This window comes from Microbacterium sp. AG790, assembly GCF_003634765.1.
Classification (GTDB): domain Bacteria; phylum Actinomycetota; class Actinomycetes; order Actinomycetales; family Microbacteriaceae; genus Microbacterium.
In genome coordinates, this window is sequence record NZ_RBWZ01000006.1 from 613,208 (window position 1) to 634,441 (window position 21,234).

A 21,234-nucleotide genomic window follows, 5' to 3' on the forward strand; every position below is an offset into this window, starting at 1 on the left:
GAGGGGTGAGCGCATGATCGACGGCACCGTTCGGGACTGGCTGCTCGACTCGGACCCGACGCTGCGCTGGCAGGTGCAACGCGACCTTCTCGGTGCGTCCCCGGACGTGTGGCGCGCGACGCGCGCGCGGATCGCCCTCGAGGGCGACGGCGCGCGCCTGCTCTCCTACCAGGACCCCGACGGGCGGTGGGCGGGTGGCGCCTTCTTTCCGGGCGGCTTCGATTTCGCCGCGCAGGATCAGATGCCCGGCCAGCCGTACACCGCGACGACCTGGACACTGACGACACTGCGCGAGTGGGGGGTGGATGCCGCCGTGCTCGGCGACACGGCGGACCGGCTCGCCGAGAGCGCCCGTTGGGAGTACGACGATCTGCCGTACTGGGACGGTGAGGTCGATGTCTGCATCAACGCGATGACGCTGGCGAACGGGGCGTGGCTGGGGCGCGACATGACGCCGTTGGCCGCATGGTTCCCGGCCCATCAGCTGGAGGACGGCGGATGGAACTGCGAGTGGGTCGACGGTTCGGTGCGTTCCTCGTTCCATTCGACGATCAACGCCGTACGCGGTCTGCTGGCCTATGAAGAACTGACCGGCGACAGCTCGGTGGCCGCCTCGCGGCGGCGGGGGGAGGAGTACCTGCTCGCCCGGCGTCTGCGCACTCGCCTGTCGACCGGTGAACAGGTCGGGGCGTGGACGGACCTGCTCGTATACCCCTACCGTGCGCCGTTCAGCGCGCTGAAGGCGGCCGACCACGTCACCGCGGCAGCGGTGCACGACGGCATCTCGCTCGATCCGCGTGCCGCGGACACTCTCGAGATCGTGCGCCGCGCCGGTCAGAGCGATGGTCGATGGCTTCAGGGACACGTCTTTCCCGGAGAGGTGTGGTTCCCGCTCGATGTGCCGGTCGGTGAGCCGTCCCGATGGGTGACGTTCCTCGCGCTGCGCGCGCTGTCGCGGGCGGCGGGGGTCTCGATCTGAGCGGGTCGTCACACGACGAAACGCGATTGGTCCTCCACCTCGCCTGACCGCGACGATGGGTCGGTCATCGACGCCCGATCCGTCGATGCCGACAGGAGGACCCCGTGAGCAGGCGAGCATTCACCACACGGCAGCTGCATGACCGCCCGCGCCGAGAGGACGGCACGATCGCGGCGGCCCGCGCGACGCCGATCTACCTCACCGCGGGGTTCGAGTTCGGCGAGTACGACGACGCCGCCGCGCATTTCGGTCGCGGAGAGGGCTACGCGTACACGCGCATCGGCAACCCCACGATCGACGCGGTCGAGCACACCCTCGCCGCGCTGGAAGGCGGCTCGCAGGCGCTGCTGCTGGCCAGCGGACAGGCGGCCACGACGGTCGCGCTGCTCTCGCTGCTCGAGGCCGGCCAGCACATCGTCGCCTCGACGCACATCTACGAGGGCACGCGCGGGCTGCTGCGCGAGAACCTGCCGCGCTTGGGCGTGACGACCGACTTCGTCAGCGAGATCGACGACCTCTCCGCGTGGGAGGCCGCCATCCTCCCGACGACCCGTGCCCTGTTCGCGGAATCGATCTCCAACGCGAGCAATCGACTCGTCGACATTCCGGCACTCGCCGCGCTCGCGCATCGGCACGGGATCGTGCTCGTCGTGGACAACACTTTCGCGACCCCGTACCTCGTCCGGCCGCTCGAACTCGGCGCCGACGTCGTCGTCCACTCGGCGAGCAAGTTCCTCGCGGGCCACGGCAGTGTGCTCGGCGGCGCGATCGTCGACAGCGGCCGGATCGACGCCGCCACGGTCGCGCACCGGTACCCGCATCTGGTCGCGCCGGGTCGCGGCGGCGCGCCGAGCCTCTTCGAGCGGGTGGGACAGGACGCGCGCATCGCTTATGCCCGTGAGTCGGTCGCCCCGCGATTCGGGCCCACGCCCTCGCCGCTGAACGCCTTTCTGATCGGGCAGGGCATCGAGACGCTCAGCCTGCGCGTCGAGCGCCAGAGCGCCAACGCCCAGGCCCTCGCCCAGTGGCTGGAGAGCCGCCCGGAGATCGCCTCGGTCGACTACGTCGGCTTGGCCTCCCATCGCGACCACCAGCTCGCCGTGCGAGACCTCACAGACGGGTTCGGAGCTGTGTTCAGCTTCACCCTCCGTGGCGACGCCGAGACGGCGCGCCGGTTCGTCGAGGCTCTCGAGGTCTTCACGCACATGACGCACCTCGGCGATGTCCGTTCGCTCGTGCTGCACCCGGCATCCACCTCGCACGCGTCTCTGACCGACGCCGAGCGCACCGCCGTCGGTGTGCACCCCGGAACGCTCCGGGTTTCGATCGGCATCGAAGATGTCCACGACCTGATCGACGACCTCTCGCAGGCACTGTCGGTCGCCAGCGACGTTCCCGTCGCGGTGCTCGCGTGAGCCGTCTCCAGCACTTCGGATGGTTCCTCGCGCGCGGCTTCGGCCCGCACGGCTGGGGCCATCCGTACCTGGACTGGAACTGGCAGTGGACGCGTCCCGAGCTCTATCAGCAGTCGGCGCGAGAGCTGGAGCGTGCCGGTTTCGAGTTCGTGCTGATCGAGGACGCCCCGTCGCTCGGTTCGCCCGACACCATCGACCTGAGGGTGCGGCACGCCTTCGGCGGTCCGAAGCTCGACCCGCTGCTGCTGGCCCCCTCCCTCTTCCAGGCGACGACACGCCTCGGCGTGATCCCGACCGTCAACCCCGCGGCCTTTCTGCCCTACACGGCGGCACGCCAGTTCGCGACGCTGCAGCATCTGAGCGGCGACCGGCTCGGCCTCAACGTCGTGACCGACACCGGAAGCGCCCGCCACTTCGGCGACGCCCCGCAGCTGAGCCACGACGCCGCCTACGACCGTGCGGAGGAATGGCTTGACGGCATCCGCGCGCTCTGGAACTCCTGGGGAGAGGGCGCACTCGTGCGCGACACCGCGACCGGCGTCTACGCCGACGGCACCAAGCTGCGTTCGGTGCGCCACCGCGGCGAGTACTTCGCTTTCGACGGTCCGCTCAACGCCGTGCCGTTCGAGCGCGGCGAACCCGTCATCGCCTCACCCGGCGGTTCGGGGCGGGGTTTCGGCTTCGCGGGCGCGAACTCCGACGTCCAGCTCGCCCTGGCGCCTCTCACCGAGCAGAGCGTGCGCGCCTACCGGGCCAAGATCCACGCCGCCGCGCTCGAGCGCGGGCGCTCACCCTCGGACATCACCATCATGTTCGCGATCCAGCCGGTCATCGTCTCCTCGCCGGAGGAAGCCGACCGCGTCGTGGCGGCGTCGGCCCACCCCGACGATGCGGTGTTGCGCGTGATCGCGCAACGGCAGTCCAGCGACCTGGAGACCGACCTCACCGTGCTCGATCTGGACGCCCCGCTGCCGGAGGGACTGTTCGCCGAGCACGTCTCGCAGGGCTCGATCCGCCGGCTGATCGGAGATCGGGATGCCGCGACGGCGCCCCTTCGCGCCCACTTGAGCGCCCTCTCGCGAGCCGGGCGCATCTCGGATCGCAGCGGCTTCGTCGGAACCGCCGAAGAGTTCGCCGACATGATCGAGGAACTCGGCGAGTGGGGCAACGACGGCGTGCTGCTGTGGGGCGACCTGCACCCGGTCACGATCCACCGCACTCTCGACGATCTCGTTCCGGTGCTTCGTCGCCGCGGCATCCTGCGCGACGAGCTGTCGGACGGCGGCCTGCGCGCGAGTCTGCGCTCGTTCTGAGCCGCGACCGGGGGTGCGGCGTTTCGACTCGCTGTGCTCGCTCAACGACCGGGGGTTTGTACCCGGTCGTTGAGCGAGGAGCGCAGCGACGAGTCGAAACGCAGACGAGTCGAAACGCGGCGCGACGGCTCAGCCCAGGCCGTTGGCCTTCAGCCAGGAAGCCGCGATGTCCTTGGTCGACTTCTGGTCGACCTTGGACTCGACGTTCAGCGCGATCAGGCCCTCGGGGGTGAGCTTCGCGTCGACCGCGTTGATCACATCGGCCGCGTCGGAGGGGAAGGAGCTGTTCACGAGCGGCACGACGTGCGACGCGAGGAAGAGACCCTTCGGGTCCTCGAGCGTGACGAGGTTCTTCGTCTTGATGCTCGGGTCGGCGCTGTAGACGTCGGCCAGCTGGATGCCGCCCGCGACAAGCTCGTCGACGGTCGTGTCGGCCGTGGCGCTGAAGCTCACCGTGACGCCGTAGATGTCCTTCAGCCCGGTGGGGCCGTACGGGCGCTGCTCGAGTTCGGGCGCGCCGCCGAGCACGAGGTTGGGCACGTTCGCGAGATCGGCGATGCTCTTGAGGTTGTGCTGCGCCGCGAAGGCCGCCGTCACGTTGTACGAGTCCTGGTCGGTCGCCGAGGCCTGGTCGAGCACGCTCAGTCCTTCGGGCAGTGCCTTCTTGAGGGCCGCGTACACGTCCTCGGTGGTCGTCGCAGTGGTGCTCTTGTCGAAGTACTGCAGAAGGTTGCCGGTGTACTCCGGGGTCAGCGAGATGGTGCCGTTCTGCAGCGACGGCACGATCGCGTCGCGCTGGCCGATGTTGAACTTACGGTCCACTGTGAAGCCGGCGCCTTCGAGTGCCTGAGCGTAGATCTCGGCGATGATCTCGTTCGAGTAGTACGCCTGGGAGCCGATCGTGATGGTCTCGGACGAGCCGGTCGCACCGCCGGTGGCGGCGGGCTGCTCGAGTGAGCTGCTGGAGCCGCAGCCGGTGAGGGCGAGGGCGGTGACGGTGAGCGCCGTGGCCGCCAGGGCCAGGCGCGCTCCGAAGCGGGAGGTGCGCAGTGCGGACATGAGGGGTGCCTTTCGTTGGGTGCTGTGGAGAGGAAGTCAGGATGCCGTGGCAGCCCGGGTCGCCGCCCGCGGCCGGGCGGAGCGGCCGGCGACGCCGCGGGGCACGACGATGCGCTGCAGCAGCGCGAAGACGCCGTCGAGCACGAGCGCGAGCGCGACGACGAGGAGGGAGGCGCCGAGGATCTGCGCGGTGTCGCGCAGCTGGATGCCCTGGATGATGTAGAAGCCGAGCCCCCCGAGGCCCACGTAGGTGGCGATCGTCACGGTGGCGACGACCTGGAGGGTCGCGGAACGGATGCCGCCGATCAGCAGCGGCAGCCCGAGCGGGACCTCGACCTTCCACAGGATCTGGCGGCCGGTCATGCCGACCGCGCGCGCCGCGGAGATCGTGGAGCGGTCGATCGCTTCGAAGCCCGCGTAGGCGCCGGCGAGGATGGAGGGGATCGCCAGGATGACGAAGGCCACGACGGCGGCCTGGCTCTTGTAGACGACGCCCACCAGCAGATACAGCAGCACGACCAGACCGAGCGTCGGGATCGCGCGCGCCGCTCCGGACAGGGCGACGGCGAACTCCCGTCCGCGTCCGGTGTGGCCGATCGCCCAGCCGGCCGGAATGGCGATGAGCGCGGCGAGGAGCACCGAGCCGAAGGTGAACGCGAGATGCTGAGCGACCGCCTCGGGCAGGGGAAGCGAGCCGGTGAGGCGGTCGGGGGAGAAGATCCACGCGAAGGCGTCGACGAAGAGGTTCATGCGACCCCCTCCGACGCGAAGCGCCGCAGCGCGCGACGCTCGGCCCGACTGTCGTCGCGGCGGGGCGCCCAGGGCATGAGCAGGCGGCCCGCCAGGACGAGCAACAGGTCGAAGAGGAGGGCGATCAGCACCACGATCACCACGCCCGCGAGCACTTCGGGGATGATCCGCCGCTGCAGGCCGTTGGTGAACAGGTATCCGAGGTTCTCGACGCCGATGAGGATGCCGACCGTCGCGAGCGCGATCGTGGAGGTGGCGGTGACGCGCAGACCCGCGAGCAGTACCGGTCCCGCCAGCGGCAGGTCGACGGTCCAGAACCGTCGCCAGGGTCCGTAGCCGACCGCGATGGCGGCGTCGCGGGTGGCGGCGTCGACGGAGTCGAGGCCATCGGTGACGGAGCGTGTCATGATCGCGACGCCGTAGACGGTCAGCGCGATGATGAGGTTGTTCTCCGACAGGTAGGGGATGCCGAAGACCGCCCACAGCAGCGCGAACAGCCCCAGCGAAGGGATCGTGTACAGCAGGCCGATCGTGGTGAGCACCGAGCCCCGTAAGGCCGTGTAGCGCCACGCGACCCAGCCGAGCGGGAGCGCGATGACGAAGGCGGCGACGATCGCGATCGCGCTCTGGCGCAGATGCGCGAGGGTCAGCCCGCCGATCAGATCGAGGTTGTTGACGACCCAGTTCATGGCGTCCCGTCGACCAGCACGCCCTGTGCGCGGCCCGCGGCATCCACGAGCACGGTGCCGTGCGCGGTCTTCTTCGCGGTGAGGGCGCGCGAGCCCCGCTCGACGCCGACGAACTCGGCGACGAAATCGCTGGCGGGCGCGGCGATGATCTCGTCGGGGGTGCCGACCTGAGCGATGTGGGCGCCCTTCTCGAGGATGACGACCTGATCGCCCAGGAGGAAGGCCTCGTCGATGTCGTGCGTCACGAACACGACGGTCTTGTCGAGGTCGCGCTGCAGTCGGATGGTCTCGGCCTGCAGCTCTTTGCGCACGATCGGATCGACGGCGCCGAACGGCTCGTCCATCAGCAGGATGTTGGGGTCGGCGGCGAGACCGCGGGCGACGCCGACACGCTGCTGCTGCCCGCCGGAGAGCTGGCGCGGGTAGCGGTCGGCGAGAGCACGATCGAGCCCGACGATGTCCAGCAGCTCGAGCGCACGCTCTCGCGCCTGCTTCTTCGGCGTGCCGTTGAGGATCGGAACCGTGGCGACGTTCTCGACGACGCTGAAATGCGGAAGCAGTCCCGCGTCCTGCAGCACATAGCCGATGCCGCGGCGCAACTGAACGGGGTTCCGATCGCGGATCGGCTCTCCGTCGATCGTGATCTCGCCGCTGGTCGGCTCGATGAGCCGATTGATCATCCGCAGCAGCGTCGTCTTGCCGCAGCCCGAGGAGCCCACGAACACGGTGGTCTTGTGGGCGGGGAGGACGAGGCTGAACTCGTCCACAGCGGTGGTGCCGTCAGCGAAGCGCTTCGTGACGGAGCGGAACTCGATCGCCATACGTCCTCCGGTTCGGATGATCCACCCAACCACATCCCTCCGACACCGTGACAGGGGGTGGAATCTGGCGTCACAGTCGGGTATGCGTGGGGGATGGAATCCGCAGAGTACGACCTCATCGTGATCGGTGCCGGGCCGGTGGGCGAGAACGTCGCCGACCGTGCCGTGCAGGGAGGGCTGACGGTCGCGATCGTCGAGTCCGAGCTCGTGGGGGGTGAGTGCAGCTATTGGGCGTGCATGCCGTCCAAGGTGCTGCTGCGGGCGGGCGCCGCCCGCGCCGACGCCGCCGACGCCCCAGGCGCTCTGTCCGGTGCGCCGTCGGGACCCGTCGACGTGGCGGCGGTGCTCCGCCGGCGCGACGAGATCGTGCATGACTGGAACGACTCCGGTCAGGTCGAGTGGCTCGACGGCGCCGGCATCGCTCTCGTTCGCGGCCACGGGCGCCTGAGCGCGGAGCGCGAGGTCACGGTGCGCCGGGGCGGGACGGATGCCGTCGTCCTGCGCGCCCGCCACGCCGTCGCCGTCTGCACCGGATCGGCGGCGCTGCTGCCGGACATTCCCGGGCTTGCCGATGTCGATCCGTGGACCTCGCGCGAAGCGACGGGCGCACAGCAGGTGCCCGCGTCGCTGGTCATCCTCGGCGGCGGCGTCGTCGCCTGTGAGATGGCGACCGCCTACGCGTCGTTCGGCTGCGCCGTCACCGTCCTCGCCCGCTCCGGCCTGCTGAGGGGGATGGAGCCCTTCGCCGGCGATGCCGTGACCGCGGATCTGCGCTCGGCCGGTGTCGAGGTGCGCACCGGCGCCGAGATCGAGGCGGTGTCGCGGGATGCCGCCGCCGGCACCGTCACGGTGACGCTCGCAGACGGAGCGGTCACGGCATCCGAGATCCTCGTCGCGACCGGACGCGTGCCGCGGACGGGCGACGTCGGGCTGGAGACCGCAGGCCTCGAGCCCGGCTCGTGGCTCGACGTCGACGACACGATGCGAGTCCACGGCAGCGACTGGCTGTACGCCGTCGGTGACGTCAACCACCGCGCACTGCTCACGCACCAGGGCAAGTACCAGGCGCGGGCGGCCGGTGACGTCATCGCGGCACGGGCGCGGGGGGCCGCGGTCGACGATCAGCCGTGGGGTACGCACGTCGCGACGTCCGATCATGTCGCCGTCCCCCAGGTGGTGTTCACCTCGCCCGAGGTCGCGGCCGTCGGTATGACGGCCGCGCAGGCGCAGAAGGAGGGGCTCGCGGTGCGGGTCGTGGATTACGACCTCGCGAACATCGCGGGAGCGAGTACCCGCGCCGCCCACTATCGCGGGCAGGCGCGGGCGGTGGTCGACACCGACCGCGACGTGCTCGTGGGCGCGACCTTCGTCGGGGCCGACACGGCGGAGCTTCTGCAGGCCGCCACGATCGCGATCGTCGGCGAGGTGCCGCTGGCCCGGCTGTGGCATGCCGTGCCGGCCTACCCCACCCTCAGCGAGGTGTGGCTGCGGTGGCTCGAGGCGATCGGGCGCCCGGTCTGAGCGCGGCCGATCGCCTCGAGCCTTCGGTTCAGCCCGCCAGCGCGGCGCGGAACGTGTCGACGACCGGGGTCGTCGGGCGGCCGATGAGGCGCGACAGGGTGCCGTCGGTGTCGGCGAGGACACCGCCGCGGATGCCGTCCTCCATGCTGGCCACGAACTCGGCGGTCCCGGCGTCGAGACCCGAGCCCTGCAGCGCGGCGACGAAGTCCTCACGCGAGACCGGCACGTAGGTGACGTCCCGTCCGAGGGCCTCGCCCGCGGCGGCAGCGAGGTCGGCGTAGCCGAGGCTCGCATCGCCGGCGAGCTCGTAGATCCGACCGATGTGTCCGTCTTCCAGGAGCACGACCGCGGCGGCTTCGGCGTAGTCGGCGCGGGCGGCGGGGGCGACCCGGCCCTCGGCGACCGAGGCCGCGATGACGCCGGACGCGGCGGCACGCTGCACGTCGACGGCGTAGTTCTCGGTGTACCAGTCGTTGCGCAGGATCACGGTGGGCAGCCCGCTCGCGGCGAGTGCCTCCTCGGTGGCCTTGTGCTCGGCGCCCAGCGGCCAGTCGAAGCTCGTGGCCTTCGACACGCTCGTGTAGACGAACTTCGAGATGCCGGCGGCGACCGCCGCGTCGATGACGTTCTTGTGACCGGCGTAGCGGCGGCCCGCCTCCGAGCCGGAGATCAGCAGCACGGTGTCGACGCCGTCGAGAGCCGCCGTGATCGTGGCGGGGTCATTGTAGTCCAGGTGCACGGTGCGCACGCCGCGTGCGGCGAGGTCGTCGATCGCGGAGAGGGTGCGCGCGCCGGCGACGATGTCGGATGCCGTGGCGCCGCGAGACAGCAGTGCGTCGACGACGAGGTGGCCGAGGTGCCCGCTGGCACCGGTGACGAGGATGGTCATGGGAGGTCCTTTCGTTGGGGTCCGAGGAGAAGAACCGTGCCCGGCATCCCATGCATTCCTGAGATCGGGTACCCACTTTTTGGTAAGGTACCTACATGGCGGTAAGTCTCGCGGAAATCCGGACCCAGCACGACCAGGTCTTCACCGAGAACTGCCCCACTCGCACCGTGCTGGATCACGTGATGAGCAAGTGGGGCATCCTCGTGCTGTTGGCGCTCAGCGAGGGCACGGCCCGGTGGGGTCAGCTGCGTCGAGCGGTCGATGGCATCAGCGAGAAGATGCTCGCCTCGACGCTGCGCACCCTCGAGGCCGACGGGCTGGTCGTTCGTACCGCCTACCCCGAGGTGCCGCCCCGCGTCGAATATGCCCTCACCGCTCGCGGAGACGAGCTCATGCAACGAGTGCTGCCGCTGATGGCCTGGATCGCCGACAACGCGGACGAGATCGTCGCGCGCTGAGGACATGCCTCAGCGCGTCGCGCGGGCCAGGTTCGCGCGCAGCTCGTCGGCGCCCTGGCGGACGACGTACGCGGGCTGGTCACGCTCGACGCGCCAGCTCTCGGCGACCGATCCGATGTCGACCGTGTCGAAGCCGAACTCGTCGTAGACGGCGCTCGCAAGGGCTGCGGCATCCGCATGGTCGCTCGCGATGGCGAGAGCCCGGCGACCCGGGGTGCCGGCCGCGGCGCCGTCGGTGAGGATGGCGGCGGCGGGGATGTGGTTGAACGCCTTCACGACGTGCGCGCCGGCGAGGTGCTCCTGCACCATCTGCGTCGTGGTCGTCTGCTTGTCGTCGAGTGCGGCGATGTGCCCGTCGCGCTCCCAGTAGTAGTTGTTCGTGTCGAGGACGATCTTGCCGGACAAGGGGGCGGCCGGGATGTCGTCGATCGCCTTCAGCGGCACGGTGACGATTGCCCAGTCCGCCGCCTCCGCGGCTTCGGCGGGGGTCGCTGCGCGCGCCGTCGCACCGAGCCGGGCGACGAGGTCCGCAAGGGTCTCGGGCCCGCGCGAGTTGCTGATGACCACCTCGTAGCCGCGGGCGACGAGGCCCTCCGCGAGTGCGCTGCCGATGTGTCCTGCTCCGATGATTCCTACTGTCGTCATGTCGGTGGCAACGCCCGGTGTCCGCGCCGGCATTCCGACGCGCTGCCCGAGACCGCCGTTCGACAGGAGGAGGATGGAGGCATGTCGCGATCCGCCTCCGTTCTCCTCTCCTTCGTCCTCGACGCCGCGCTGGTCGTGACTTTCGCGGCCGTCGGGCGGGCGAGCCACGATTCCGACGTGTGGACGGGGCTTGCGATCACGGCGTGGCCGTTCCTGGCGGCTCTGGTGCTCGGCTGGCTGATCGCGCGGGCCTGGAGGGCGCCGCGTGCGGTGGCGCGCACGGGTCTGCCGGTGTGGGCCGTCACCCTCGCCGGCGGCATGCTGCTGCGCGTGGTGTCGAGTCAGGGCATCGCCGTCTCCTTCGTCATCGTCGCGGGCATCGTGCTGGCGGTGTTCCTGCTGGGGTGGCGCCTGATCGCGCTGCTCGTGCAGCGCGCGCTGACGCGGCGCCGCGCGGCGTGAGCACAGGGCCCGAACTACGCTGAGAAGATGCCCGCCTCCGCTGCCGTCCGTGCCCACGCCGACGACCTCGCCGACTTCGTCGCCGCGTCCCCTTCGAGCTTCCACGCGGCCGCGGAGGTCGCACGCTGCCTCGAGGATGCCGGGTTCACCTCGCTCGTCGAGGAAGAGGGGTGGTCGCTCGTTCCTGGCGGGCGCTACGTCGTCGTGCGCGACGGCGCCGTCATCGCCTGGGTGCTGCCCCGCGGGGCAGGCGCGCGCACCGGCATCCACGTCTTCGGCGCGCACAGCGACTCCCCGGCGCTGAAGCTCAAGCCCAAGCCGACCACCGGACGCCTCGGCTGGCTGCAAGCCGGCGTCGAGATCTACGGCGGCCCCCTGCTCACCTCGTGGCTCGATCGCGAGCTGCGCCTCGCCGGACGCCTCGTGCTCGATGACGGCTCGGCCGTGCTGGCCGCGACCGGGCCGCTGCTGCGGCTCCCGCAGCTCGCCATTCACCTCGACCGCGAGGCCAATGACCACCTCGCTCTGCACAAGCAGACCCAGACCCAGCCCGTCTGGGGGCTCGGTGATGCCGCGTCCGCCGACCTGCTCGCCGAGCTCGCCGCCGCCGGCGGCGTCGACGCCGGGCGCATCCGCGGCTACGACATCGTCACCGCCGATGCCGCCCGCGGTGCTGTCTTCGGCAAGGACGATGTCCTCTTCGCCAGCGGCCGCCTCGACGATCTCGCCTCGGTCCACGCCGGCGTCACCGCCCTCGCCGCCGTGGAGCCCGACACCGCGCACATCCCGATGCTCGCCGTCTTCGACCACGAGGAAGTCGGCTCGGCCACACGCTCCGGCGCCGCCGGCCCGTTCCTGTCGGACGTGATCGAGCGGGTGCAGCGCGGGCTCGGGGCCGACCGGGATGAGCAGTTGCGCGCGCTCGCGGCATCCTGGTGCGTCTCCAGCGACGTCGGTCACTCCGTGCACCCGAACTATCCCGACAAGCACGACCCCGTCGTCCAGCCCGTCCTCGGCAGCGGTCCGATCCTGAAGATCAACGCGAATCAGCGCTACGCGACGGATGCCGCCGGCGCGGCCGCCTGGCACGGCTGGTGCGACGCGGCGGGTGTGCTCTCGCAGGAGTTCGTCTCGAACAACGCCGTGCCGTGCGGATCGACGATCGGCCCCATCACGGCGACGCGTCTGGGCATCCGCACCGTCGACGTCGGCATTCCCATCCTGTCGATGCACTCCGCGCGCGAACTCGCCGGCACAGCCGACCTGTTCGCCCTCACCCGCGCGGCGGAGGCGTTCTTCTCCTCCTGAGCGCTGTCGACCTCAGTAGCGGCGGTGCGCCGCCGACGTCGCCAGCAGGTTGACGAGGGCGAACAGGGCGCCCGCGCCGAACAGCAGCGGATAGCCGATCATCGGGCTGAGCGAGGCGAGGACGGCGGGCACGAAGAAGCCGAGGTAGCTGAGCGAGTAGTAGACGGCGGTCAGACCTGCCAGATCGTCGGGGCCGGCGATGCGCTGCACCTCCTGCAGTCCGGTCACCAGCAGGAAACCGTAGGCCGTGCCGAGGGCTGCGGCGGCGATGATCGCGACGGGCAGCGACATGCTCACCGCAGCTCCCGCCGCCAGGGCCAGCCCGATCGTCGTCGCCGCGAATGAGGCGACGATCGTCCGCGCGCTGCCGGCCCGATCGATGCGCCGGACGAGGCTCTGGGCGGCCACACCGCAGCCGAGCGCGATGAGGCACAGCAGGCCCGCGAACCCGACCTCGAAGCCCGGCACCTGGGCGGAGAAGAGCACGGGCAGGATCGCGTAGGCGCTCGCCGCCGTGCCGAACACCCACGGGGCGAGGGGGGCGACGACGAAGAGGAACCGGCGGTGAGCCGCGGCCGGGATCCGGAGGTCGTCGCGCAGTCGACCCGGGTGCGCGGCGCGCGTGCGCGTCTCGGGCGCCGACCACATGAGCGTGAGCGCGAGTGCGCACAGCACGACGTTGACGAGGTAGGGCAGCACTTCCGGAGCCGTCCCCGACTGGGCGATGGCGGCCGCCACCGCCGCTCCCAGGGCGAACCCGACCGTCAACACCAGCGCCGCGCGCCGCGCGCCGGCTCCGGCATCGGCGTCGGTGTCGAACGGGGCCGTCGAGAGCTCCTTGATCCACGCCGTCCCCACGGCCATCACGAGACCGAGTGCGAGGCCGGAGAAGACCCGGCCGACGAACAGTTGCGCGGCCGAGCCGCCCCCGGCGGCGAGCACCGCAGACCCGGTGAGGGCGAGCAGCGGCGCGGGCAGGGCGAGAGCCCGGCGGCCGAACCGATCGGAGAGCGGACCGCCGATGAGCAGGGCCGGCACGATGCCGAGGACATACGCGCCGAGGAGGAGGTTGACGGTCAGAGCGCTGAGGTGCTGCTCCAACCGGTATGTGACCAGCAGGGGGGTGAACTCATTGCCGCCCCACGCGACGGCGAAGACGGCGGCGCTCACCCGCACCCATGGCGTCAGGTGTGTGCGACGGGCGGCCGCAGCGACCGGAATCGGCAGTGAAGAGGTGGCGAGTGACATGCGGTGCCCATCTGTGAGGATGCGGCGCCGTTGTCGCTGGCGGTCGGGGACCGTTCGATGCTACCCCGTTTTCGCGATGTGGTCAGACCACCGAAGATCCTCGTCCGGTACAATCGAGTGTCGTGCTCCCTCGCGGAGCGCGAAGTGCATCTACCTGCTCCACCCAGCCATCCGACCGCGGCGTCGCGGACGGCACCCGGCCCCGGATTCGTTCGGAGGGCAAGGCGGCACGTGAATAACGAGCCCATGTCCCGGAGGAACCCCGTGCACCACCCCTCGACCGCCAGCGGTCGTTCATCGCTGATCGCGCACACCGGCTGGGCCTACTGGCCGATCGCTTTCGTGGCGCGACTGCCCTTCGCGATGATGACCGTCGGCGTGCTCATGCTCGTCGTCCACGCGACCGACTCGGTCGGCTTCGGCGGCCTCACCTCGGCCGCCGTCGGCATCGGCGTCGTGATCGCCGGTCCCGTCATGGGCGACCTCGTCGACCGGCACGGCCAGCGGCGTGTCCTCGTTCCCGTGGGGTTGGCCAACGGCGTGCTGCTCGCGCTGTTCCCGCTGGTCGCGACCGCAGACACGCCCCCCGGGGTGATCCTCGCCGCTGCTCTGGCGATCGGACTGACCGGACCGCAGGCGGCGGCCATGTCGCGCAGCCGGCTGCTGGCGATCGTGGCCGCGCGCATCGCCCCCGAGCGCCGCACGAAGACGACCTCGCGTCTGATGTCCTACGAGTCGGCCGCCGACGAGACGGCCTTCGTCATCGGTCCGTTCCTCGTCGGCATCCTCGCGGCCCTCATCGCGCCGTGGGCGCCCATCGCGGTGGCCGCCGCGCTCAGCTTCGGCTTCGTCCTCGCCTTCGCCCTGCACCCCACCGCGCGCCTGCTGCAGAACCGCGCCGACGCCGCGGCGGAGCGCGCCGCCTTCCGCGCGGTGCTGACGTCGTCGATGCTCGTGCTCGTGGCGGCGACCTTCGGCGTGGGGATGTTTTTCGGATCGGCGTTGACGTCGTTGACCGCCTTCGCGCGCGCCGCGGGCGACGAGGCGCAGGCGGGCCTGCTCTACGGGCTCATGGGCATCGGCTCCGCGGTGCTGGCCCTCGGCGTCGTGCTGCTGCCCGCGCGCTTCGCCCTGCGCCACCGCTGGCTCGTCTTCGCAGGGGTGCTGACCGCGGCATCCGTCGGGTATGCGACATCGTCGAGCCTCGGCGTGGTCGCCGGCTGGCTGCTCGTCATGGGGCTCGGCGTCGGACCGACGCTCGTCACGCTGTTCTCCCTCGCAGGCGAGCGCGCTCCCCGCGGACGATCGGCGACGACCATGACGCTGCTCGCCTCTGCCCTCACGCTCGCGCAGGCGCTCGCCGCGGCGGCCACCGGCTGGATCGCCGAAGAGGTCTCGCTGGGCGTCGCGATGGCCGTGCCCGCAGCGGCCGCGGCGGTCGTGTTGTCGCTGGGCGTCGTCAACATCGCGATCGGCCGCCGCCGCGCCGTTCCCGCTCATCCGGCCGCAGATGTCGCTGCGGACGAGGCGTGGCGACGCGACGGGACGGACGAACACGCCCGCGCGCACTAACACTGCCCGGCAGCGCTGTCAATCCACCTGCGCGGCGGCGCCTCGTCCCCGAGACTGCCGGGATGACCCGCGACCAGTGCACGTTCAGCGATCCGGCCGCCCTCCGCGCCGATCTCTGCGACGACACACGCCGCGGCGCCGGTCGCGTCCGCGGCCATGTCATCGGCGAGACGCCGAACGTCGAGGGCGGCATCCCCTCGCCCTGACCCCTGAACTCCTGTCGGGTCGCGGTCATGCAGGGGGCGGCCCGGCAGGACCCTTCGTCGGCGGACGTAGACTCGCGGGATGACCGAGAACGAGCCCCGCACGATCGTGATCACCGGAGCCAGCAGCGGCATCGGTGCCGCCGCGGCCCGACAGCTGGCCCTCGCCGGGCAGCGGGTCGTGATCGTGGGGCGCGATCCGCGTCGCACGCGGCAGGTCGCCGAGGGACTCGGCGTGCCCTTCCACGTCGCGGACTTCGCCGTGCTCGCCCAGGTGCGTGCGCTCGCCGACGAACTGCGGGCGAGCTACCCGCGCATCGATGTGCTCGCGAACAACGCGGGCGGCATCTTCGGCGATCGTACGGTCACTGTCGACGGGTTCGAGGCGACCTTCCAGACGAACCATCTGGCGGGGTTCCTGCTCACGAATCTGCTGCGCGATCGCCTCGCCGACACGGGGGCCTCGGTCATCCAGACCTCGAGCGTGGCGGCGCGACGCTTCTCGCGTTTCGACATCGACGACCTCAACGCGCAACGCCGGTATTCGGCGAGTTCTGCCTACGGCAATGCGAAGCTCGCCAACATCCTGTTCACGAAGGAGATCGAGCGCCGCTGGGGCGACGACGGCGTCGCCGCGGCCGCCTTCCACCCGGGCGTGATCGGCAGCAGTTTCGCCTCGACGGCGAAGGGACCGTGGCGCTTCCTGTACACCAACCCGATCACGAGCCGTCTGCTGACCTCGACCGACGTCGGCGGGGCACGGCTGGCCTGGCTCGCGTTGGGCAAGCCGGGTCTGGATTGGGCGCGCGGTGGGTACTACATCGCCAACCGCCTCGCGCGGACCTCGCCGGTGGCCGCCGACCCGGTCATCGCCGCGCGCCTGTGGGAGCGCAGCGCGGAGATGGTCGGTCTCTGACCCGGTTCATCCGTCCGCTCCGGTCGCCTCCGGGATGCGAAGGCGGCCAGACGGGACGGATGAACGTGGGTGTCAATCGATGAAGCGCACCCAGTTGGCGCCGTTGCCGGTCTCGGCCCGCTGCAGCAGTTCCAGGCGCTCGCCGTCGACGGCATACAGCGAGACCGTCGTCGACTTCTCGCCGGCGGCCACGAGGTAACGGCCGTCGGCGCTCGTGTCGAAGCCGCGGGGCTGCTGTTCGGTGACGGTGAAGGTCGCGGCATCCGAGAGGCTGCCGTCGGCGGCGACGGGAACCGCCGCCAGGGTGCTCTCCGTGCGCTCCGACGCCCACAGCACGCGTCCGTCGGCGCCGGCGTGCAGGTCGGCGCCCCAGATGTAGTGGTGCGCGAGAGGATCGGCGCCGAACTCGCTGTGGCCGAGATCCTTGGAACGGTCGAAGGCGGATGCCGCGCCCACGAGCTCGAGCGTGCCGGCGGCCGTGTCGCGGGCGTAGTGGAGCACCTCGCCGGAGAACTCGGTCATGACGTACACGGCATCCTGCGCCTCGTTCACGAGCAGATGGCGCGGGCCGCTGCCGGCCGGAGCCGCCGCGGTCGCGGGCTCCAGCGGGACGAGGGCGAGCTCGTCGGCGATCGCGTACTGGGCGACGAGGTCGGCCCCGAGCGAGACGAAGTAGGCGAAACGGCCGTCGGCGCTGGGCAGCACGGAGTGCAGATTCGGGTAGGAGATCTCCGACACCGGCTTGCCGACGGTGCCGTCGGTGACGGGGGAGAGGATGCCGTAGCCGCCGCCGTAGCTTGCTCCGAGCAATGCCGATCCATCACGCGTGAGGGCGAGGTAGTTCATGCCGCCGGCGGGCAGATCGCGGCGCGAGAGGGGGGTGAGCTCACCGCTCGTGCGATCGAGCGAGAGGGTGACGATGCCGGCGGGATCGCCCTTGACCGCCGCGTAGACGAGGTCGCGCGTAGCGTCCACGGCGAGCGTGGAGCACCCCGTCAGCCCCTCGGTCACGGCGATGCGCTCCAGTGCGCCGTCGGTGAGACGGAAGGTCGAGAGGGAGCCGTCTGCAGCGTTGGCGACGAGGACGAGGGCAGTCGTGGCGGTCATGGTTCCAGCGTAGGTGGCGCCGCGTACGCTGGAACCATGGCACGCATCCTCATCATCGGCGGACACGGCAAGGTGGCGCTGAAGACCGAGCCGCTGCTCGCTCGGGCCGGCCACGAGGTCAGCGCGGTCATCCGCACCGCGGACCACGTCGACGACGTGACGACGGCGGGTGCGCATCCCGTGATGGCCGACGTTGCGAGTCTCGACCTCGCCCAGCTGACCGACCTCGTCCGCGGGTTCGACGTCGTCGTCTGGTCGGCGGGCGCCGGCGGCGGCGATGCGGCACGCACGTACGCCGTCGACCGCGACGCGGCGATCCGCACGATCGACGCCGCCGCGACGGCGAACGTCGACAGGTTCGTCATGGTGTCGTACTTCGGTGCCGGGCCCGACCACGGCGTCGACCCCGACAACGGCTTCTTCGCCTACGCCGAGGCGAAGGCCGTCGCGGATGCGCATCTGCGCGCCAGCGGCGTCGAGTACACGATCCTCGCTCCGTCGGCCCTGACCGACGATGACCCCACCGGGCTGATCGAGACCACTGCCCCGTCGGGCACGTCGGTGTCGCGCGCCGACGTCGCCGCGGTGCTCGCGGCCACGGTCGACGAGCCCGCGACGCGGGGGCGCACCGTGAGCTTCAACGCCGGTTCGACGCCGATCGCGCACGCGCTGGCGGACGGCTGAGGGGCGGCATCCGCGCGGGCGCCCGTACGCTGGAGGCATGAGCAAGAGCACCCTCTGGAGCATCGTCGGCGTGATCGTGGCGATCGCGATCGCCTGGGTGATCGTCAACGTCGTCTTCAGCGTGCTGTGGTTCGTGGCGAAGCTCGTCGTGGTGCTGGTCGTCGCGGTGATCGTCTTCTTCGTGCTGCGGCGGCTGTTCGCCCGCAGCGACGGGTGAGTCAGCGCGCCCCTGCTAGCGTCGAAGGGCGCGGCCCGGGTGGGTGCGCGCGGATGCCGAGGGAGGCAACGTGACGGATCGCACCAGCTGGATCCTCGTCGACGGCGAGAACATCGATGCCACGCTCGGCGGATCGATCCTGGGTCGTCGCCCGCAGCCCGACGAGCGCCCCCGGTGGGATCGCCTGCTGAGCTTCATCGAGGAGCGCTGGCAGCAGCCGGTACGCGGCCTCTTCTTCCTCAACGCGTCGACGCATCTGCCCATGCCTTTCGTGCAGGCGCTGCTGGCGCTCGGCTACACCCCGGTGCCGCTGTCGGGTCCGGCCGATGCGAAGGTCGTCGACCTCGCCATCCAGCGGACGCTCCGGGCTCTCGAGGATCGCAGCGGCGACGTCGTCCTCGTCAGTCACGACCGCGACTTCGTCGACGACCTCGCAACCCTCGTCGACGATGATCGCCGCGTCGGGCTGATCGGGTTCCACGAGTTCCGCAGCAGCGAGTTCGCCGCCGTTCCCGGCATCGAGTTCTTCGATCTCGAGTACGACGTGCACGCCTTCGACGCCCAACTGCCGCGCGTGCGCGTCATCCCCATCGAGGAGTTCGACCCCGCCGAGTTCCTCGGCTGAGGACGCGCGAACTCACGGCGCGAACACAGGTGAACGATATATCGTTCACTATCGCCGAGTGGTCGGCGCGATTTCGGGAGGCATCATGAACGGTTCATTCTCCGGTCCGGGCTTCGGCGGACGCGGGTTCGGCTCCGGCCCCTTCGCGGCCGGGTCGGCGGGCATGTGGGACGCGATGGAGAATCTCCGCGCATCCTTCGAACAGCGCACCGGCCCCCGCATGGGACGCGGCGACGTACGCGCCGCGGTGCTGGCCCTGCTCGCCGAGCAGCCGATGCACGGCTACCAGATCATCCAGGAGATCGAGCAGCGCAGCGACGGCGCCTGGAAGCCCAGCGCCGGCTCGGTGTATCCGACGCTGCAGATGCTCGCCGACGAGGGCCTGATCGTCGCCGACGAGGCGAACGGCCGCAAGACCTACGCGCTCACCGACGCCGGCCGCGCCGAAGCGGAGACCTCCGCCGATCGTCCGGCACCCTGGGAGACCCCGGGCCAGCGCGACGGTGGTCGCATGAGCGCCCTGCCCAAGGCCGGCTTCGCGCTCGCCCAGGCCGTCGGGCAGGTCGGGCGCACCGGTACGCCGGAGCAGGTGCAGAGCGCCGTCGAGATCCTCGACGAGGCCCGCCGACGCGTCTACGCGCTGCTCGCCCAGGGCTGATCTGCGGTGCAGTCGGGCTCACGCGCGCGGTACCGGCGCATCCTCCGCTTCGCCGCACTGTCGCTGGCGCAGACCTGGTGGTACGACCTGTTCCTGCCGCGCGTGGGCCTCGGGCGCCTTGCCGAGCGGTCGCGCAGCGCGCGGATGCAGCGCATCGCCCGTCGCTTCCACGCGCTCGCCGTCGACCTCGGCGGTCTCATGATCAAGGTCGGCCAGTTCATGTCCTCGCGCCTGGACGTGCTGCCGCCGGAGATCACGAAGGAGCTGGAGGGGCTGCAGGACGAGGTGCCGCCGGTGCCGTTCGCCGACATCCGTGCCGCCGCCGAGACGCAGCTCGGGATGCCGCTGGAGCGCGCGTATGCCTGGTTCGACGAGACGCCGGTGGCCGCGGCATCCCTCGGTCAGGCTCACCGCGCCCGACTGACGCCGGCCGATGCGACGCTGAGCGGCTTCGGCGCCGTCGTCGTGAAGGTGCAGCGCCCCGGGATCGACGAGATCGTCGACGTCGACCTGGCGGCCCTCCGCCGGGTCGCGGGGTGGCTGAGCCGCGTGCGACTGGTTTCGGACCGCGTCGATGCGCCCGCGCTGGCAGAGGAGTTCGCCGCGACATCGCGGGAGGAGATCGACTACCTCCACGAGGCGCAGAATGCGGAGCGCTTCGCCGCGGACATGGCGGATGACCCTGCCATCGCGGTGCCGGAGGTCGTGTGGGAGCGCTCGACGCGCAAGGTGCTGACGCTGCAGGACGTCACCGCGATCAAGATTTCCGACGTCGCGGGGCTGCGCGCGGCCGGCATCGATCCCGTCGAGGTGGCCGAGGCCTTCGCCACGACGATGTTCACCCAGTTGTTCCGGACGGGCTTCTTCCACGCCGATCCGCACCCGGGCAACGTGTTCGTGACGCCGCGACCGTCCGGTGCCGACCCCGCGGCTCCGCCGTGGACGCTCACTTTCATCGACTTCGGCATGATGGGCACCGTCGACGATCGGCTGCGATCGGGGCTTCGCACCGTGCTGCTGGCGGTCGCGGCCCGCGACAGCAAGCGGCTGGTGCAGGGCATTCTCGACGTGGGCGCTCTTCTGCCCGGCGCCGACACCCGCGAGCTCGAGCGCGCGTACGCGAAGCTGTTCGCCCGCTTCGGCGGCATGGGGTTCGCGCAGCTGCGCGAGGTCGACCCGCGCGAGTTCCGCGACTTCGCGGAGGAGTTCGGCGATGTCGTGCGGAACCTGCCGTTCCAGCTGCCGGAGAACTTCCTGCTGATCGTGCGCGCGATCTCGCTCACCTCGGGCGTGTGCAGCACGCTGGAGCCCGAGTACAACATCTGGGAGAGCGTCGAGCCGTTCGCCGGCCAGGTGCTGCGCGATGAGGGCGGCAACGTGCTCAGAGACGCGCTCGCTCAGATCTCCGAGGTCGCCACCACCGCATGGCGCCTACCCGGCCGTCTCGACGGCCTCATCACCGGGTTCGAGGAGGGGACGGTGTTGGTCGACATGTCGCGCCTCGAACGCCGACTCGACCGCCTGGAGCGGATCGCGCAGCGAGGACTGGCGGCGGTGGTCTTCGGCATCCTGCTCATCGGCGGCATCCTGCTGCGAATGACCGACGAGGCCTTCGGCGTCGCGATGATGATCGCGTCGCTCGTCCCGCTGGCCGTCAGCCTCCTGCCGCGCGGTCGGCGCCGGCGTCGCTAGGGC

General features: G+C 70.9%; 23 protein-coding genes. 15 read left to right on the forward strand and 8 right to left on the reverse strand.

What is annotated here, in order from left to right; genetic code table 11:
- Nucleotides 1-13 precede the first annotated feature (13 nt).
- The 3 genes from DEU37_RS03440 to DEU37_RS03450 all read left to right on the forward strand — a co-directional run bounded on the left by DEU37_RS03440 (nucleotide 14) and on the right by DEU37_RS03450 (nucleotide 3,707).
- The gene (locus tag DEU37_RS03440) at nucleotides 14-979 is read left to right on the forward strand and encodes a squalene cyclase (protein ID WP_121189255.1); all 966 of its coding nucleotides are present in this window, start codon (nucleotides 14-16) and stop codon (nucleotides 977-979) included.
- A 104-nt stretch (nucleotides 980-1,083) separates the two neighbouring features.
- A complete protein-coding gene (locus DEU37_RS03445; protein WP_121189256.1) occupies nucleotides 1,084-2,394 on the forward strand; it encodes an O-acetylhomoserine aminocarboxypropyltransferase/cysteine synthase family protein in 1,311 nt (436 codons plus the stop codon).
- A complete protein-coding gene (locus tag DEU37_RS03450; protein ID WP_121189257.1) occupies nucleotides 2,391-3,707 on the forward strand; it encodes an LLM class flavin-dependent oxidoreductase in 1,317 nt (438 codons plus the stop codon). Before DEU37_RS03445 ends, DEU37_RS03450 begins: the two co-directional genes overlap by 4 nt.
- A 129-nt stretch (nucleotides 3,708-3,836) precedes the next feature.
- On the opposite strand, the gene DEU37_RS03455 is transcribed toward DEU37_RS03450, so the two are convergent.
- Genes DEU37_RS03455 through DEU37_RS03470 form a run of 4 tightly spaced genes read right to left on the reverse strand, consistent with a single transcriptional unit; the run spans nucleotide 3,837 to nucleotide 7,026 of the window.
- Entirely contained in the window at nucleotides 3,837-4,766 is a 930-nt protein-coding gene (locus tag DEU37_RS03455; RefSeq protein ID WP_121189258.1) for an ABC transporter substrate-binding protein, read from the reverse strand.
- Between the two features lie 36 nt (nucleotides 4,767-4,802).
- Complete coding sequence (locus DEU37_RS03460) at nucleotides 4,803-5,516, reverse strand: ABC transporter permease (protein WP_121189259.1); 714 nt, start codon at nucleotides 5,514-5,516, stop codon at nucleotides 4,803-4,805.
- Nucleotides 5,513-6,205, reverse strand: a complete 693-nt coding sequence (locus tag DEU37_RS03465) for an ABC transporter permease (RefSeq protein WP_121189260.1) — start codon at nucleotides 6,203-6,205, stop codon at nucleotides 5,513-5,515. The genes DEU37_RS03460 and DEU37_RS03465 overlap by 4 nt, the downstream gene beginning before the upstream one ends.
- Complete coding sequence (locus DEU37_RS03470) at nucleotides 6,202-7,026, reverse strand: ABC transporter ATP-binding protein (protein WP_121189261.1); 825 nt, start codon at nucleotides 7,024-7,026, stop codon at nucleotides 6,202-6,204. Before DEU37_RS03470 ends, DEU37_RS03465 begins: the two co-directional genes overlap by 4 nt.
- A gap of 93 nt (nucleotides 7,027-7,119) precedes the next feature.
- On the opposite strand from DEU37_RS03470, the gene DEU37_RS03475 reads away from it, so the two are divergent.
- The gene (locus tag DEU37_RS03475; RefSeq protein ID WP_121189262.1) at nucleotides 7,120-8,547 is read left to right on the forward strand and encodes an NAD(P)/FAD-dependent oxidoreductase; all 1,428 of its coding nucleotides are present in this window, start codon (nucleotides 7,120-7,122) and stop codon (nucleotides 8,545-8,547) included.
- A 28-nt stretch (nucleotides 8,548-8,575) separates the two neighbouring features.
- Here DEU37_RS03475 and DEU37_RS03480 read toward each other — a convergent pair whose 3' ends face one another.
- The gene (locus DEU37_RS03480) at nucleotides 8,576-9,436 is read right to left on the reverse strand and encodes an NmrA family NAD(P)-binding protein (RefSeq protein ID WP_121189263.1); all 861 of its coding nucleotides are present in this window, start codon (nucleotides 9,434-9,436) and stop codon (nucleotides 8,576-8,578) included.
- A gap of 95 nt (nucleotides 9,437-9,531) precedes the next feature.
- Here DEU37_RS03480 and DEU37_RS03485 point away from each other — a divergent pair, with 95 nt between their 5' ends.
- Nucleotides 9,532-9,894 (forward strand): helix-turn-helix domain-containing protein, encoded by a 363-nt coding sequence (locus tag DEU37_RS03485; protein WP_121189264.1) that lies wholly within the window; start codon nucleotides 9,532-9,534, stop codon nucleotides 9,892-9,894.
- 9 nt (nucleotides 9,895-9,903) lie between these two features.
- Here the strand turns inward: DEU37_RS03485 and DEU37_RS03490 are convergent, their stop codons facing one another.
- Entirely contained in the window at nucleotides 9,904-10,605 is a 702-nt protein-coding gene (locus tag DEU37_RS03490; protein WP_396652193.1) for an NADPH-dependent F420 reductase, read from the reverse strand.
- Nucleotides 10,606-10,620: 15 nt separating this feature from the next.
- Between DEU37_RS03490 and DEU37_RS03495 the strand changes: the two genes are divergently transcribed.
- On the forward strand, nucleotides 10,621-11,001 hold the full coding sequence (locus tag DEU37_RS03495) for a DUF3054 domain-containing protein (protein WP_005051347.1): 381 nt from the start codon (nucleotides 10,621-10,623) through the stop codon (nucleotides 10,999-11,001).
- A gap of 27 nt (nucleotides 11,002-11,028) precedes the next feature.
- Nucleotides 11,029-12,309, forward strand: coding sequence for a M18 family aminopeptidase (locus DEU37_RS03500; RefSeq protein ID WP_121189265.1), 1,281 nt, complete (start codon nucleotides 11,029-11,031; stop codon nucleotides 12,307-12,309).
- A 12-nt stretch (nucleotides 12,310-12,321) separates the two neighbouring features.
- Here DEU37_RS03500 and DEU37_RS03505 read toward each other — a convergent pair whose 3' ends face one another.
- Nucleotides 12,322-13,557: an MFS transporter gene (locus DEU37_RS03505; protein ID WP_121189266.1), complete on the reverse strand. Its 1,236-nt coding sequence runs from the start codon at nucleotides 13,555-13,557 to the stop codon at nucleotides 12,322-12,324.
- Nucleotides 13,558-13,821: 264 nt separating this feature from the next.
- On the opposite strand from DEU37_RS03505, the gene DEU37_RS03510 reads away from it, so the two are divergent.
- The 3 genes from DEU37_RS03510 to DEU37_RS03520 all read left to right on the forward strand — a co-directional run bounded on the left by DEU37_RS03510 (nucleotide 13,822) and on the right by DEU37_RS03520 (nucleotide 16,248).
- Nucleotides 13,822-15,129 (forward strand): MFS transporter, encoded by a 1,308-nt coding sequence (locus DEU37_RS03510; RefSeq protein ID WP_121189267.1) that lies wholly within the window; start codon nucleotides 13,822-13,824, stop codon nucleotides 15,127-15,129.
- A 62-nt stretch (nucleotides 15,130-15,191) separates the two neighbouring features.
- Nucleotides 15,192-15,335, forward strand: a complete 144-nt coding sequence (locus tag DEU37_RS14995) for a hypothetical protein (RefSeq protein WP_259457118.1) — start codon at nucleotides 15,192-15,194, stop codon at nucleotides 15,333-15,335.
- Between the two features lie 79 nt (nucleotides 15,336-15,414).
- On the forward strand, nucleotides 15,415-16,248 hold the full coding sequence (locus DEU37_RS03520; RefSeq protein WP_121189268.1) for an SDR family NAD(P)-dependent oxidoreductase: 834 nt from the start codon (nucleotides 15,415-15,417) through the stop codon (nucleotides 16,246-16,248).
- 72 nt (nucleotides 16,249-16,320) lie between these two features.
- On the opposite strand, the gene DEU37_RS03525 is transcribed toward DEU37_RS03520, so the two are convergent.
- Complete coding sequence (locus tag DEU37_RS03525) at nucleotides 16,321-17,355, reverse strand: beta-propeller fold lactonase family protein (protein WP_121189269.1); 1,035 nt, start codon at nucleotides 17,353-17,355, stop codon at nucleotides 16,321-16,323.
- 36 nt (nucleotides 17,356-17,391) lie between these two features.
- Between DEU37_RS03525 and DEU37_RS03530 the strand changes: the two genes are divergently transcribed.
- From DEU37_RS03530 to DEU37_RS03550, 5 genes are all read left to right on the forward strand, one after another.
- Nucleotides 17,392-18,039, forward strand: a complete 648-nt coding sequence (locus DEU37_RS03530; protein ID WP_121189270.1) for an SDR family oxidoreductase — start codon at nucleotides 17,392-17,394, stop codon at nucleotides 18,037-18,039.
- A 37-nt stretch (nucleotides 18,040-18,076) separates the two neighbouring features.
- Nucleotides 18,077-18,256 (forward strand): hypothetical protein, encoded by a 180-nt coding sequence (locus DEU37_RS03535; RefSeq protein ID WP_121189271.1) that lies wholly within the window; start codon nucleotides 18,077-18,079, stop codon nucleotides 18,254-18,256.
- Nucleotides 18,257-18,326: 70 nt separating this feature from the next.
- Complete coding sequence (locus tag DEU37_RS03540) at nucleotides 18,327-18,881, forward strand: NYN domain-containing protein (protein ID WP_005051328.1); 555 nt, start codon at nucleotides 18,327-18,329, stop codon at nucleotides 18,879-18,881.
- 85 nt (nucleotides 18,882-18,966) lie between these two features.
- Entirely contained in the window at nucleotides 18,967-19,539 is a 573-nt protein-coding gene (locus tag DEU37_RS03545; protein WP_121189629.1) for a PadR family transcriptional regulator, read from the forward strand.
- Nucleotides 19,540-19,545: 6 nt separating this feature from the next.
- Nucleotides 19,546-21,231: an AarF/ABC1/UbiB kinase family protein gene (locus tag DEU37_RS03550; RefSeq protein WP_121189272.1), complete on the forward strand. Its 1,686-nt coding sequence runs from the start codon at nucleotides 19,546-19,548 to the stop codon at nucleotides 21,229-21,231.
- The last annotated feature ends 3 nt before the right edge of the window (nucleotides 21,232-21,234 follow it).